This window comes from Pseudomonas sp. THAF187a (assembly GCF_009363395.1).
Taxonomy (GTDB): domain Bacteria; phylum Pseudomonadota; class Gammaproteobacteria; order Pseudomonadales; family Pseudomonadaceae; genus Aquipseudomonas; species Aquipseudomonas khazarica.
This window is the reverse complement of sequence record NZ_CP045349.1, coordinates 4143149-4156328: the sequence shown is the minus strand read 5'-3', so window position 1 is coordinate 4156328 and position 13180 is coordinate 4143149. Positions and strand designations below refer to the sequence as shown.

The window sequence follows — 13180 nt, the reverse complement described above, 5'->3', positions numbered from 1 at the left end:
GCCTATCTTACCCGAGCCCGCGCAGTTATTCATGACCCGTTGAGTCCGAGGTTTCAGTGGCACGTTCCAAGACCAGCCAGCGTTGGCTGAAAGAACATTTCGACGATCCTTACGTGAAGATGGCGCAGAAGGACGGCTATCGTTCGCGCGCCAGCTACAAGCTGCTGGAAATCCAGGAGAAGGATCGCATCCTGCGTCCCGGCATGACCGTGGTCGACCTCGGCGCCGCGCCGGGTGGCTGGTCGCAGGTCACCAGCCGGGTGATCGGTGACAAGGGGCGTCTGATCGCCTCCGACATCCTGGAGATGGACAGCATTCCGGATGTGACCTTCATCCAGGGCGACTTCACCGATGATGCCGTGTTCGAGCAGATCCTCGCCGCCATCGGGGAAAACCCGGTTGACCTTGTTATTTCCGATATGGCCCCCAATATGAGTGGGGTGAGGACGGCGGATCAGGCGCGCGCGATGTATCTGTGCGAGCTGGCGCTGGACCTGGCCGGGCGCGTGCTGCGTCCGGGCGGGGACTTCCTGATCAAGATTTTCCAAGGTGAGGGGTTCGATACCTATCACCGGCAGGTGCGCGACACCTTCGACAAGGTGCAGATGCGCAAGCCGTTGTCGTCGCGCGATCGCTCTCGTGAGCAGTACCTGCTGGCGCGGGGCTTTCGCGGGTTGTGAGTTGCAACGACGGCCTGACCTGCTGGTCTCAGGTAGTACAACCCTCATAAAGGGTTACAGACGGTGCCTGCGGGATGTGGGCGTTTGGTGTAAGTTAGGCCGGTATATCATTGGTCGTCATGGGAAGCGCGCTTCGCCACGAGGCCTGCTTCAGAGGGTAGCTAATTGAACGACATGGCAAAGAATCTCATCCTGTGGCTGATCATCGCGGCGGTGCTGGTCACCGTGATGAACAATTTCTCCAGCCCGAGCGAGCCGCAGACCCTGAGCTACTCGCAGTTCATCGAGCAGGTCAAGGAAGGGCGCGTCGAGCGCGTGACCGTCGACGGCTACGTGATCACCGGCAAGCGCACCGACGGCGAAGGCTTCAAGACCATTCGCCCGGCGATCCAGGACGGCGGCCTGATCGGTGACCTGATCGACAACAACGTGGTCATCGAGGGCAAGCAGCCTGAGCAGCAGAGCATCTGGACCCAGCTGCTGGTAGCGAGCTTCCCGATCCTGGTGATCATCGCCGTGTTCATGTTCTTCATGCGCCAGATGCAGGGCGGTGCGGGCGGCAAGGGCGGGCCGATGAGCTTCGGCAAGTCCAAGGCGCGCCTGCTCTCCGAGGACCAGGTCAAGACCACCTTCGCCGATGTCGCCGGTTGCGACGAGGCCAAGGAAGAAGTCAGCGAGCTGGTGGAGTTCCTGCGTGACCCGGGCAAGTTCCAGCGTCTCGGTGGGCGCATCCCGCGTGGCGTGCTGATGGTCGGTTCCCCCGGTACCGGTAAGACGCTGCTGGCCAAGGCCGTGGCGGGCGAGGCCAAGGTGCCGTTCTTCACCATCTCCGGTTCCGATTTCGTGGAAATGTTCGTCGGTGTCGGCGCTTCCCGTGTCCGCGACATGTTCGACCAGGCCAAGAAGCACGCGCCGTGCATCATCTTCATCGACGAGATCGACGCCGTGGGTCGCCACCGTGGCGCCGGCATGGGCGGCGGTCATGACGAGCGCGAGCAGACGCTCAACCAGCTGCTGGTGGAGATGGATGGCTTCGAGATGAACGATGGCATCATCGTCATCGCGGCCACCAACCGCCCCGACGTGCTCGACCCGGCGCTGCTGCGTCCCGGCCGCTTCGACCGCCAGGTGGTGGTGGGCCTGCCCGACATCCGTGGTCGCGAACAGATTCTGAAAGTGCACATGCGCAAGGTGCCGATGGGCGACGACGTCAATGCGGCAGTCATCGCGCGGGGTACCCCGGGCTTCTCCGGTGCCGATCTGGCCAACCTGGTCAACGAGGCGTCCCTGTTCGCTGCCCGTGCAGGCAAGCGTCTGGTGGAAATGAAGGAGTTCGAGCTGGCCAAGGACAAGATCATGATGGGCGCCGAGCGCAAGACCATGGTCATGTCCGACAAGGAGAAGCTCAACACGGCCTACCACGAGGCGGGTCACGCCATCGTCGGTCGTCTGGTGCCCGAGCATGATCCGGTCTACAAGGTGTCCATCATTCCGCGCGGTCGTGCCCTGGGCGTGACCATGTTCCTGCCGGAAGAGGATCGTTACAGCCTGAGCAAGCGCGCCCTGATCAGCCAGATCTGCTCGCTGTTCGGCGGCCGTATCGCCGAGGAGATGACCCTGGGTTTCGATGGCGTCACCACCGGTGCTTCCAACGACATCATGCGCGCCACTCAGCTGGCCAAGAACATGGTCACCAAGTGGGGGCTGTCCGAGAAGCTGGGTCCGCTGATGTACGCCGAGGAAGAAGGCGAAGTGTTCCTGGGACGCAGCATGGGCAGCCAGCACAGCAACGTGTCCGGTGAAACCGCCAAGCTAATCGACGAGGAAGTGCGTCGCATCATCGACGAGTGCTACGACACGGCCAAGCGCCTGCTGGTGGAAAACCGCGACAAGCTCGACGCCATGGCCGAAGCGCTGATGAAGTACGAAACCATCGACTCCGAGCAGATCGACGACATCATGAATGGCCGCGAGCCCCGCGAGCCACGTGGTTGGGATGGTGGTGGCGACTCCGGTGCGCCGCAGGCCAAGGTCGATGAGCCCAGTCGTCCCGAGAAGCCAATCGGCGGTCCTGCTGCCGAGCACTAAGGTCGCCTATGTCCTTTGCGCAACACCCGAGCCGGCTGCCCTGTGGCAGCCGGCTTCTTGATTTGTCCCGTCCGCACGTGATGGGCATCCTCAATGTCACCCCTGATTCCTTCTCCGATGGCGGTCGCTTCACGGCGCGCGATGCTGCGTTGCGGCATGCCGAGGCGATGGTCAATGCCGGTGCCACGCTGATCGATGTCGGTGGTGAATCCACCCGTCCTGGCGCCCGGGCCGTGTCGCCGACCGAGGAGCTGGAGCGAGTCGCGCCGGTGGTCGAGGCCATCGCGCGTGAGCTGGACGTCATCATCTCGGTCGACACCTCGACGCCCGCGGTCATGCGCGAGAGTGCGAGGCTGGGGGCGGGGTTGATCAATGATGTGCGCTCGCTGCAGCGCGATGGTGCGCTGGACGCCGCCGCCGACAGTGGCCTGCCGGTGTGCCTGATGCACATGCGCGGCGAGCCGGGCAACATGCAGGACAACCCGCAGTACCCGGATATCGTCGCCGAAGTGCGGGACTTTCTCGTCGAGCGCATGGCGGCATGCGCGGCTGCCGGTATCCCCGCTGAGCGGATCGTGCTCGATCCGGGCTTCGGTTTTGCCAAGACGCTGGAGCATAATCTGGCCTTGTTCAGGCACATGGGCGAGCTCTCCGCGCTGGGCCGGCCGCTGCTGGTGGGCGTCTCGCGCAAGAGCATGATCGGCAAGGTGCTTGGCCATGAGGTTGGCGGGCGGCTCTACGGCAGCCTGGCGCTGGCTGCCCTGGCGCTGACCAAGGGCGCACATATTCTGCGTGTGCACGATGTCGCCGAAACGGTGGACGTGGTGCGCATGGTCGCTGCGGTTGAAGCAGCGCAATAACAAGGAAAGACTGATGGCTAGAAAATATTTCGGCACCGATGGCATCCGTGGCCATGTCGGGCAGTTTCCGATAACCCCTGATTTCATGCTCAAGCTCGGCTGGGCTGCAGGCATGGCATTTCGCAAGCAGGGCAAATGCCGCATCCTGATCGGCAAGGACACGCGTATCTCCGGCTACATGTTCGAGTCCGCCCTCGAGGCAGGTCTGGCGGCTGCCGGTGCCGACGTACAGCTGCTCGGTCCGATGCCGACGCCGGCCATCGCTTACCTCACGCGGACCTTCCAGGCTGATGCCGGTATCGTCATCAGCGCCTCGCACAATCCGCATGACGACAATGGCATCAAGTTCTTCTCCAGCGAAGGCACCAAGCTGCCGGACGATGTCGAGATGATGATCGAGGAGTTGCTCGATCAGCCGATGACCGTGGTCGAGTCTGCCGGCATCGGCAAGGCTTCGCGGATCAACGACGCCTCGGGTCGCTACATCGAGTTCTGCAAGGGCAGCGTGCCCAGTGGTACCAGCTTCAAGGGCCTGAAGATCGTCATCGATTGCGCCCATGGCGCTGCCTACAAGGTGGCGCCCAGCGTGTTCCGCGAGCTGGGTGCCGAAGTGCGGGTCATCTCGGCGCAGCCCGATGGCCTCAACATCAACGATGGCTGCGGCTCCACCCATATCGCGGCGTTGCAGGCCGAGGTCGTGGCACAGCAGGCCGATCTCGGCATCGCCTTCGACGGTGATGCCGACCGCGTGCTGATGGTCGATCAGTACGGTGCGGTCGTCGACGGCGACGAACTGCTGTTCATCATCGCGCGCGACATGCAGGAGCGTGGGCGTCTGCGCGGTGGCGTGGTCGGTACGCTGATGAGCAATCTGGGCCTCGAGCTGGCGCTTGAGCAGCTGAACATTCCTTTCGTGCGCGCCAAGGTGGGGGATCGCTACGTGATCGCCGAGCTGCTGGAGCGCAACTGGCTGCTGGGTGGCGAGAACTCGGGACACCTGGTCTGCTTCCAGCACACCACCACGGGTGATGCCATCATCGCCGCTCTGCAGGTTCTCATGGCGCTGAAACGACGCCAGCAGACCCTGGTCGAGGCGCGCAGCGACCTGAAGAAGTGCCCGCAGGTGCTGGTCAACGTGCGTCTGTCGGGGGCTGTCGATCCGCTGGAGCACCCGTCGGTGAAGGATGCGTGTGCCCGTGTGACCGAGCAGATGGCCGGTCGCGGTCGCGTGTTGCTGCGCAAGTCCGGTACCGAGCCGCTGGTGCGGGTGATGGTCGAGGGCGACGAGGAAAGCAGCGTCCGTGGCTATGCTGATGAATTAGCTAAGATTGTTGCCGAAGTCTGTGCTTGATTGAGCTTGCTACCGAGGGTGCTCTTGGGTAACATCTGCGCCCTCTTTGATCGACGAGGTAAAACATGCGTCGCCCCTTGGTCGCCGGTAACTGGAAAATGCACGGTACCCGCGCCAGCGTCGCAGAGCTGATCGAAGGGCTGTGCCGGCAGGAGTTGCCTGTCGGGATTGATGTCGCGGTGTTTCCCTCCAGTCTGCATATCGCCCAGGTCGTTCACGGTCTGGCGGATGGTGCAGTGAAGGTCGGAGCGCAGGATTGCGCGGCGCAGGTGGAGCAGGGTGCCCTGACCGGTGAGTTGGCGACGAGCCAGCTGGTCGATGGCGGTTGCGAGCTTGTGCTGGTCGGTCACTCCGAGCGTCGTCTGATTCTGGGCGAGAGCGATGAGGTGGTGGTCGGCAAGTTTGCGGCCGTTCAGAAAGCGGGCTTGATTCCCGTGCTCTGCCTCGGTGAGACCCGTGAGCAGCGTGAGGCGAATGCAACGCTGGGTGTGGTGGGAGGTCAGTTGGCCGCAGTGATCGATGCCCTGGGTGTCGAGTCTCTGAAGCAGGCTGTTGTGGCTTATGAGCCTGTATGGGCCATCGGCACCGGTTTGACCGCTACGCCTGAGCAGGCTCAGGAAGTGCACGCAGCGATCCGCGCGCAGGTTGCGCAGCTGGATGCTGAGGTGGCAAACGGGCTGAGAATTCTTTATGGCGGTAGTGTCAAGGCCGCCAGTGCAGCCGAGTTGTTCGGCATGCAGGATATCGATGGGGGGCTCGTGGGTGGAGCCTCTCTGAATGCGGATGAATTCGGTGCGATCTGTCGCGCTGCAGGAAACTGAAGAATGCTGGAAACAGTCATTGTTGTTCTGCACCTGCTGGGTGCGATCGGGATTGTGGTGCTGGTGTTGTTGCAGCAGGGTAAAGGTGCTGACGCCGGTGCGTCGTTCGGTTCGGGTGCTTCGGCAACTGTATTCGGAAGCCAAGGTTCCTCTACCTTTCTGAGTAAGTTTACTGGTATACTCGCCGCAGCTTTTTTCATTACCAGCTTGGGTTTAGCGTACTTTGCTAAAGAAAAAGCTGATGCACTGACACAGGTTGGTCTTCCTGATCCAGCGGTTCTGGAAGTTCAGCAAAAGCCGGCGGTCGAAGACGTGCCGGTGCTCGAGGAGCAAGCCCCAGCATCCGAAGCTTCGGATGTGCCGGAGGCTCCAGAGCAGTAACCGTTTTGCCGAGGTGGTGGAATTGGTAGACACGCTACCTTGAGGTGGTAGTGGCCATAGGCTGTAGGGGTTCGAGTCCCCTCCTCGGTACCATACTCAAGAAAGCCCGCTGTTAGCGGGCTTTCTTGTTGCTGGAGTGTTGGTTGACCCTCGCCAGGGGGTGGCCGTATAATTCCGGCCCAGCTTTGACGCGGGGTGGAGCAGTCTGGTAGCTCGTCGGGCTCATAACCCGAAGGTCGTTGGTTCAAATCCAGCCCCCGCAACCAGTTTCAGCAGGCCCCTTTTCAGGGGCTTTTTGTTAGCTGAAAGACAGTGTCCGCAGCGATTTTTGCGGATTGAAGGGATGGGCGTTTCGCCCATTTTTTATTTGCACAGCATGCACGAGGGCCGTTAAGTGTCGAGCAAGCTAGAACAGTTGCAGGCCTTGTTGGCCCCGGTAATCGAGGCGCTCGGTTATCAATGTTGGGGCATCGAGTTCCTGTCGCAGGGGCGTCATTCGCTGCTGCGTGTCTATATCGATAAGGCAGATGGCATCCTGATCGACGATTGCGAGATCGTCAGCCGTCAGCTAAGTGGTGTGCTCGACGTCGAGGACCCGATTTCCTCGGAGTACACGCTGGAAGTTTCTTCTCCTGGCATGGATCGCCCGTTGTTCACCCTTGAACAGTTCGCGACACATGTCGGTGAGCAGGTGAAGATCAAGCTGCGCTCGCCTTTCGACGGGCGGCGCAACTTCCAGGGCCTTCTCCGTGGTGTGGAGGAGCAGGACGTGGTGGTGCAGGTGGATGACCACGAGTACCTGTTGCCGATCGACTTGATCGACAAGGCCAATATCATCCCCCGATTTGATTGAGACGCGCTGTCTGTGTCGTTGCCGTGCTCCGCGATGGTTCGCAGCACGGGGCGCAGATGACGCGAAGGTAGCGCGGCCGTGCACGAATGTAGCGCCACTGGCGTGAACGTGACGCAGATTGCGCAGAACCAATGGATTGCGAGAGGCGAGGCGTACGATGAGCAAAGAAGTACTGCTGGTTGTTGAGTCGGTATCCAATGAAAAGGGTGTACCGGCCGGCGTGATTTTCGAGGCGCTGGAGCTGGCTCTGGCGACCGCCACCAAGAAACGTTTCGAAGACGAAGTCGATCTGCGTGTGTCGATCAACCGACACAATGGCAGCTACGAGACTTTCCGTCGCTGGACGGTGGTCGACGAGTCCGAGTTCGAGGACCCGGCCTACCAGTTGACCGACGACATGCCGCAGGCGGTCGAGGCCAATGCCAAGATCGGTGACGTGCTCGAAGAGAAGGTCGATTCCATCGAGTTCGGTCGTATCGCCGCGCAAACCGCCAAGCAGGTCATCGTGCAGAAAGTGCGCGAAGCCGAACGTGCGCAAGTGGTCGATGCCTATCGCGAGCGTCTGGGCGAGATCATCTCCGGTACCGTGAAGAAGGTCACCCGCGACAACGTCATCGTCGACCTCGGCAACAATGCCGAGGCGCTGCTGGCTCGTGAAGACATCATCCCGCGCGAAACCTTCCGCGTCGGTGTGCGTCTGCGTGCCCTGCTCAAGGAAATCCGTACCGAGAACCGCGGCCCGCAGCTGATCCTGTCGCGCACCGCGCCGGAAATGCTGATCGAGCTGTTCCGTATCGAAGTGCCGGAGATCGCCGAAGGGCTGATCGACGTCAAGGCCGCCTCCCGTGATCCGGGTTCGCGCGCCAAGATCGCCGTGCGCTCCAAGGACAAGCGTATCGACCCGCAGGGCGCCTGCATCGGCATGCGCGGTTCGCGCGTGCAGGCCGTGTCCGGCGAGCTGGGCGGCGAGCGCGTGGATATCGTGCTGTGGGATGACAATCCTGCGCAGTTCGTGATCAACGCCATGTCGCCGGCCGAAGTGGCAGCGATCATCGTCGATGAAGATGCCCATGCCATGGACATCGCCGTTGGCGAGGACAACCTGGCTCAGGCCATCGGTCGTGGTGGCCAGAACGTGCGCCTGGCCAGTCAGCTGACCGGCTGGACGCTGAACGTGATGACCGAGGCGGACATCCAGGCCAAGCAGCAGGCGGAAACCGGCGACATCATGCAGTCCTTCATCGACGAGCTGGAAGTCGACGAAGAACTGGCTCAAGTCCTGGTCGAAGAGGGTTTCACCAGTCTCGAAGAGATTGCCTACGTACCCATGGAAGAAATGCTCAGCATCGATGGCTTTGACGAGGACATCGTCAACGAGCTGCGTGCACGGGCCAAGGATCGTCTGCTGACCAAGGCGATCGCCAACGAGGAGAAGTTGGCCGATGCCCATCCGGCAGATGATTTGCTGGAACTGGAAGGCATGGACAAGGCGCTGGCTCTGGAGCTTGCGCTGCGCGGCGTGATTACCCGTGAAGACCTGGCCGAGCAGTCGATTGACGACCTGCTCGACATCGACGGCATCGACGAAGAGCGTGCCGGCAAGCTGATCATGGCCGCTCGAGCCCACTGGTTCGAATAAGCGGTTGCGGCCTGAGGAGAAAGATGCATGACGCAAGTCACGGTGAAAGAACTGGCCACAGTGGTCGACACTCCGGTAGAGCGCCTGCTGCAGCAGATGCGTGAAGCCGGCCTGTCCCACAGCAGCGCCGAACAAGTAGTGACCGACAGTGAGAAGCAGGCCCTGCTGGCCCATCTCAAGGGCAGTCACGGCGACAAGGTCGAAGAGCCGCGCAAGATTACCTTGCAGCGCAAGACCACCAGCACCCTCAAGGTTGCTGGCAGCAAGACCATCAGTGTTGAAGTGCGCAAGAAGAAGACCTTCGTCAAGCGCAGCCCGGAAGAGCTCGAAGCCGAGAAGCAGCGTGAGCTGGAAGCTCAGCAGGCTGCTGCCGAGGCCGAGCGTCTGAAGGCCGAGGAAGAAGCCAAGCGCAAGGCCGAAGAAGAGGCCAAGCGCCAGGCAGCCACTGCTGTCAGCGAAGCCGCTTCGGCACCTGCTGCTGCAGCCGCGCCGGCAGCTGTCAGCGAGCCGGCCGTAGCCGCTCCGGTTGCCGAGGTCGAGCGCAAGAAAGAAGAAGTCCGTCGTCCTGAAAAGGCGCGTGATGAAGACGAGCGCCGCGATCGCAAGCACACGCAGCATCGCCCGACCGTCAAGGAAAAGGCTCCGGCTCCGCGCAGCGCCCCGCGCAGCGTCGACGAGGAAAGCGATGGCTTCCGTCGTGGCGGCCGTGGCAAGGCCAAGATGAAGAAGCGCAACCAGCACGGCTTCCAGGCTCCGGCCGGCCCGGTGGTGCGCGAGGTGTCGATCGGCGAGACCATCACCGTGGGCGAACTGGCCCAGCAGATGTCGGTGAAGGCTGCTGAAGTCATCAAGTTCATGTTCAAGATGGGTTCGCCTGCCACCATCAACCAGGTGCTGGATCAGGAAACTGCCCAGCTGGTCGCCGAAGAGCTGGGCCACAAGGTCAAGCTGGTCAGTGACAACGCCCTGGAAGATTCCCTGGCCGAATCGCTGAAGTTCGAAGGCGAGGCGCTGTCCCGTGCGCCGGTCGTGACCGTCATGGGTCACGTCGACCACGGCAAGACCTCCCTGCTCGACTACATCCGTCGTGCCAAGGTAGCGTCCGGCGAAGCCGGTGGCATCACCCAGCACATCGGTGCCTACCACGTGGAAACCGAGCGTGGCATGGTCACCTTCCTCGACACCCCCGGTCACGCCGCGTTCACCCAGATGCGTGCCCGTGGTGCCAAGGCCACCGACATCGTCATCCTCGTCGTCGCTGCTGACGACGGCGTGATGCCGCAGACCCAGGAAGCCGTGCAGCACGCGAAAGCCGCTGGCGTGCCGATCGTGGTCGCGGTGAACAAGATGGACAAGCCGGAAGCCAACCCGGACAACATCAAGAACGGCCTGGCCGCGCTGGATGTGATCCCGGAAGAGTGGGGCGGCGACGCACCTTACGTACCGGTTTCCGCCAAGGCCGGTACCGGTATCGACGAGCTGCTCGAAGCCGTACTGCTGCAGGCTGAAGTACTCGAGCTGAAAGCCACTCCGACCGCTCCGGGTCGTGGTGTGGTGGTCGAGTCGCGTCTGGACAAGGGCCGTGGCCCGGTGGCTACCGTGCTGGTTCAGGACGGTACCCTGCGCCAGGGCGACATGGTCCTGGTCGGCGTCAACTACGGCCGCGTGCGTGCCATGCTCGACGAGAACGGCAAGCCGATCAAGGAAGCCGGTCCGTCGATTCCGGTCGAGATCCTCGGCCTGGACGGCACCCCGGATGCCGGTGACGAGATGATGGTGGTGGCCGACGAGAAGAAGGCCCGCGAAGTTGCATTGTTCCGTCAGGGCAAGTTCCGCGAGGTCAAGCTGGCTCGTGCCCACGCCGGCAAGCTGGAAAACATCTTCGAGAGCATGGGCCAGGAAGAGAAGAAGACCCTCAACATCGTCCTCAAGGCCGATGTGCGTGGTTCTCTGGAAGCTCTGCAAGGTTCGCTCAGCACCCTCGGCAACGACGAAGTGCAAGTGCGTGTGGTCGGTGGCGGCGTCGGTGGTATCACCGAATCCGATGCCAACCTGGCGCTGGCTTCCAATGCCGTGCTGTTCGGCTTCAACGTCCGTGCTGACGCCGGTGCGCGCAAGATCGTCGAGTCCGAAGGCCTCGACATGCGCTACTACAACGTCATCTACGACATCATCGAGGACGTCAAGAAGGCGCTCACCGGTATGCTCGGCAGCGATGTTCGCGAGAACATCCTGGGCACCGCGGAAGTGCGTGACGTGTTCCGTTCGCCGAAGTTCGGCGCCGTCGCGGGCTGCATGGTCATCGAAGGTACCGTGTTCCGTAACCGTCCGATCCGCGTACTGCGCGAGGACGTGGTGATCTTCGAAGGCGAGCTGGAATCGCTGCGTCGCTTCAAGGACGACGTCGCCGAAGTGCGTAATGGCATGGAGTGCGGTATCGGCGTGAAGAGCTACAACGACGTCAAGGTCGGCGACAAGATCGAAGTGTTCGAGAAGGTCCAGGTCGCGCGCAGTCTGTAAGCGCAACCCCTTGATCATGCAACGCCCGGCCCCGCTCATGCGCGGCCGGGCGTTTGCCGCTTTTACGTCCGGTGCCGGCGAGGCGCCAGGACGAAGGAAAGGTAAGTAAGAAATGGCGAAAGATTACAGCCGTACCCAACGTATCGGCGACCAGATGCAGCGTGAGCTGGCCTTGTTGATCCAGCGTGAGATCAAGGACCCGCGTCTGGGCCTGGTCACCATCACCGCCGTGGACGTCAGTCGCGACCTGTCCCATTCCAAAGTGTTCATCACCGTGATGGGCAAGGACGACGATGCCGAGCAGATCAAGCTCAACCTGGAGATCCTCTCCGAGGCAGCCGGCTATCTGCGCATGTTGCTGGGCAAGTCGATGAAGGTGCGCACCGTCCCGCAACTGCACTTCCAGTACGACGCCAGCATCCGTCGCGGTGCCGAGCTGTCGGCGCTGATCGAACGTGCCGTGGCGGAAGACCGCAAGCACCAGGACGGCGGCGAGGAATAAGCGTGGCCCAGGTCAAACGTATTCGTCGCAAGGTCGACGGCATCATCCTGCTGGACAAGCCACGCGGCTTCACCTCCAACGCGGCCCTGCAGAAGGTGCGCTGGTTGCTCAATGCCGAGAAGGCCGGGCACACCGGTAGCCTCGACCCGCTGGCCACCGGCGTGCTGCCGCTGTGCTTCGGCGAGGCGACCAAGTTCTCCCAGTACCTGCTCGATGCTGACAAGGGCTACGAGACGGTCGCCCAGCTTGGCGTCACCACCACCACCGGCGATGCCGAAGGTGAGGTGATCGCGCGCCTCCCGGTGACCGTTGGTCGCAGCGAAATCGAGGCACTGCTGCCGCGTTTTCGCGGAGAAATCAAACAGATACCTCCGATGTACTCGGCCCTGAAGAAGGACGGCCAGCCGCTTTACAAGCTGGCGCGCGCAGGTGAAGTAGTGGAGCGCGAGGCGCGTTCTGTTACTATTGCGCGCCTGGAATTGCTGGCCCTCGAGGGTGAGCAGGCGCGTTTGTCGGTGGACTGCAGCAAGGGCACCTATATTCGGACCCTGGTCGAGGATCTTGGCCAACTGCTCGGTTGCGGCGCACACGTCGCCGAACTGCGGCGCACCAAGGCCGGCCCGTTCGACCTGTCACGCACCGTGACCCTGGAAGAGCTGGAAGCGGCGCATGCCGAAGGCGGCAATGCAGCGCTCGATCGCTTCCTGCAGCCGGTCGACAGCGGCCTGCAGGACTGGCCGCTGCTGCAGTTCTCCGAGCACAGTGCGTTCTACTGGTTGCAAGGGCAGCCGGTGCGGGCGCCGGAAGCGCCGAAGTTCGGCATGGTCCGCGTGCAGGACCACAACGGTCGCTTCATCGGCATCGGTGAGGTGAGCGACGACGGGCGCATCGCGCCGCGTCGACTGATTTACACCGGTGCGTAGCACGGGTGCAGGCTCGGTCCTCAAGGGCCGGGTTGAGAGATAGCGGTGCATGGCACCGAATGGTTCGGCCGCGAGGTCGAAGCCGGGGTGATAGCGAAGTTGTCATCCGGTACTGCGAGGGTGGCTGTCAGTAGGCACGGTCATACCTCTTTTTAAAACACGGGGAGCGATTCCCGGCCTATTGAGACTGCTTCGGCAGTTTCCAGATGAGAGGAAGCCAACATGGCACTCAGCGTTGAAGAAAAAGCCCAGATCGTTAACGACTACAAGCAAGCTGAAGGCGATACCGGTAGCCCGGAAGTGCAGGTAGCCCTGCTGACCGCCAACATCAACAAGCTGCAAGGTCACTTCAAGGCCAACGGCAAGGATCACCACAGCCGTCGTGGTCTGATCCGTATGGTTAACCAGCGTCGTAAGCTGCTGGACTACCTGAAGGCCAAGGACACCAGTCGTTACAGCGCCCTGATCGGTCGCCTGGGCCTGCGTCGTTAATAGACGCGAGCTGCACAAGTTGGAAGCTGGGAGTTCGGAGCGGCAAGTCGGGGCATGATCCCCGACCTGC

General features: G+C 62.1%; 12 protein-coding genes and 2 tRNA genes. All 14 read left to right on the top strand.

Annotated elements, in window-relative coordinates:
• Positions 1 to 56: 56 nt before the first annotated feature.
• The 14 genes from rlmE to rpsO all read left to right on the top strand — a co-directional run bounded on the left by rlmE (position 57) and on the right by rpsO (position 13110).
• Positions 57 to 680, top strand: a complete 624-nt coding sequence (rlmE, locus tag FIV02_RS19305; protein ID WP_037050834.1) for a 23S rRNA (uridine(2552)-2'-O)-methyltransferase RlmE — start codon at positions 57 to 59, stop codon at positions 678 to 680.
• A 174-nt stretch (positions 681 to 854) separates the two neighbouring features.
• Complete coding sequence (ftsH, locus tag FIV02_RS19300; RefSeq protein ID WP_037050830.1) at positions 855 to 2768, top strand: ATP-dependent zinc metalloprotease FtsH; 1914 nt, start codon at positions 855 to 857, stop codon at positions 2766 to 2768.
• Between the two features lie 8 nt (positions 2769 to 2776).
• A complete protein-coding gene (gene folP, locus FIV02_RS19295) occupies positions 2777 to 3628 on the top strand; it encodes a dihydropteroate synthase (protein WP_152489531.1) in 852 nt (283 codons plus the stop codon).
• A gap of 13 nt (positions 3629 to 3641) precedes the next feature.
• A complete protein-coding gene (gene glmM / locus FIV02_RS19290; protein WP_037050825.1) occupies positions 3642 to 4979 on the top strand; it encodes a phosphoglucosamine mutase in 1338 nt (445 codons plus the stop codon).
• A 65-nt stretch (positions 4980 to 5044) separates the two neighbouring features.
• Positions 5045 to 5800, top strand: a complete 756-nt coding sequence (gene tpiA / locus FIV02_RS19285) for a triose-phosphate isomerase (protein ID WP_152489530.1) — start codon at positions 5045 to 5047, stop codon at positions 5798 to 5800.
• A 3-nt stretch (positions 5801 to 5803) separates the two neighbouring features.
• Complete coding sequence (gene secG, locus FIV02_RS19280) at positions 5804 to 6181, top strand: preprotein translocase subunit SecG (protein WP_047592286.1); 378 nt, start codon at positions 5804 to 5806, stop codon at positions 6179 to 6181.
• A gap of 7 nt (positions 6182 to 6188) precedes the next feature.
• A tRNA-Leu gene (locus FIV02_RS19275) sits at positions 6189 to 6274 on the top strand.
• A 96-nt stretch (positions 6275 to 6370) separates the two neighbouring features.
• Positions 6371 to 6447: transfer RNA gene (locus tag FIV02_RS19270), tRNA-Met, on the top strand.
• A 128-nt stretch (positions 6448 to 6575) separates the two neighbouring features.
• A complete protein-coding gene (rimP, locus tag FIV02_RS19265; RefSeq protein ID WP_037050820.1) occupies positions 6576 to 7034 on the top strand; it encodes a ribosome maturation factor RimP in 459 nt (152 codons plus the stop codon).
• Between the two features lie 157 nt (positions 7035 to 7191).
• The gene (gene nusA, locus FIV02_RS19260; RefSeq protein WP_037050815.1) at positions 7192 to 8673 is read left to right on the top strand and encodes a transcription termination factor NusA; all 1482 of its coding nucleotides are present in this window, start codon (positions 7192 to 7194) and stop codon (positions 8671 to 8673) included.
• 27 nt (positions 8674 to 8700) lie between these two features.
• On the top strand, positions 8701 to 11193 hold the full coding sequence (gene infB, locus FIV02_RS19255) for a translation initiation factor IF-2 (protein WP_152489529.1): 2493 nt from the start codon (positions 8701 to 8703) through the stop codon (positions 11191 to 11193).
• A 112-nt stretch (positions 11194 to 11305) separates the two neighbouring features.
• Positions 11306 to 11695 carry a 30S ribosome-binding factor RbfA gene (gene rbfA, locus FIV02_RS19250; RefSeq protein ID WP_152489528.1) on the top strand — a complete coding sequence of 130 codons (390 nt, stop codon included), beginning with the start codon at positions 11306 to 11308 and terminating at the stop codon, positions 11693 to 11695.
• Positions 11696 to 11697: 2 nt separating this feature from the next.
• Complete coding sequence (gene truB, locus FIV02_RS19245; protein ID WP_037050805.1) at positions 11698 to 12618, top strand: tRNA pseudouridine(55) synthase TruB; 921 nt, start codon at positions 11698 to 11700, stop codon at positions 12616 to 12618.
• Positions 12619 to 12840: 222 nt separating this feature from the next.
• Entirely contained in the window at positions 12841 to 13110 is a 270-nt protein-coding gene (gene rpsO / locus FIV02_RS19240; RefSeq protein WP_047590392.1) for a 30S ribosomal protein S15, read from the top strand.
• Positions 13111 to 13180 lie beyond the last annotated feature (70 nt).

What these genes read in the sequence shown, in the direction of transcription:
- ftsH (WP_037050830.1), top strand. Translation starts at nt 855, where the DNA reads ATGGCAAAGAATCTCATCCTGTGGCTGATCATCGCGGCGGTGCTGGTC.
- folP (WP_152489531.1), top strand. Translation starts at nt 2,777, where the DNA reads ATGTCCTTTGCGCAACACCCGAGCCGGCTGCCCTGTGGCAGCCGGCTT.
- glmM (WP_037050825.1), top strand. Translation starts at nt 3,642, where the DNA reads ATGGCTAGAAAATATTTCGGCACCGATGGCATCCGTGGCCATGTCGGG.
- tpiA (WP_152489530.1), top strand. Translation starts at nt 5,045, where the DNA reads ATGCGTCGCCCCTTGGTCGCCGGTAACTGGAAAATGCACGGTACCCGC.
- secG (WP_047592286.1), top strand. Translation starts at nt 5,804, where the DNA reads ATGCTGGAAACAGTCATTGTTGTTCTGCACCTGCTGGGTGCGATCGGG.
- nusA (WP_037050815.1), top strand. Translation starts at nt 7,192, where the DNA reads ATGAGCAAAGAAGTACTGCTGGTTGTTGAGTCGGTATCCAATGAAAAG.
- infB (WP_152489529.1), top strand. Translation starts at nt 8,701, where the DNA reads ATGACGCAAGTCACGGTGAAAGAACTGGCCACAGTGGTCGACACTCCG.
- rbfA (WP_152489528.1), top strand. Translation starts at nt 11,306, where the DNA reads ATGGCGAAAGATTACAGCCGTACCCAACGTATCGGCGACCAGATGCAG.
- rpsO (WP_047590392.1), top strand. Translation starts at nt 12,841, where the DNA reads ATGGCACTCAGCGTTGAAGAAAAAGCCCAGATCGTTAACGACTACAAG.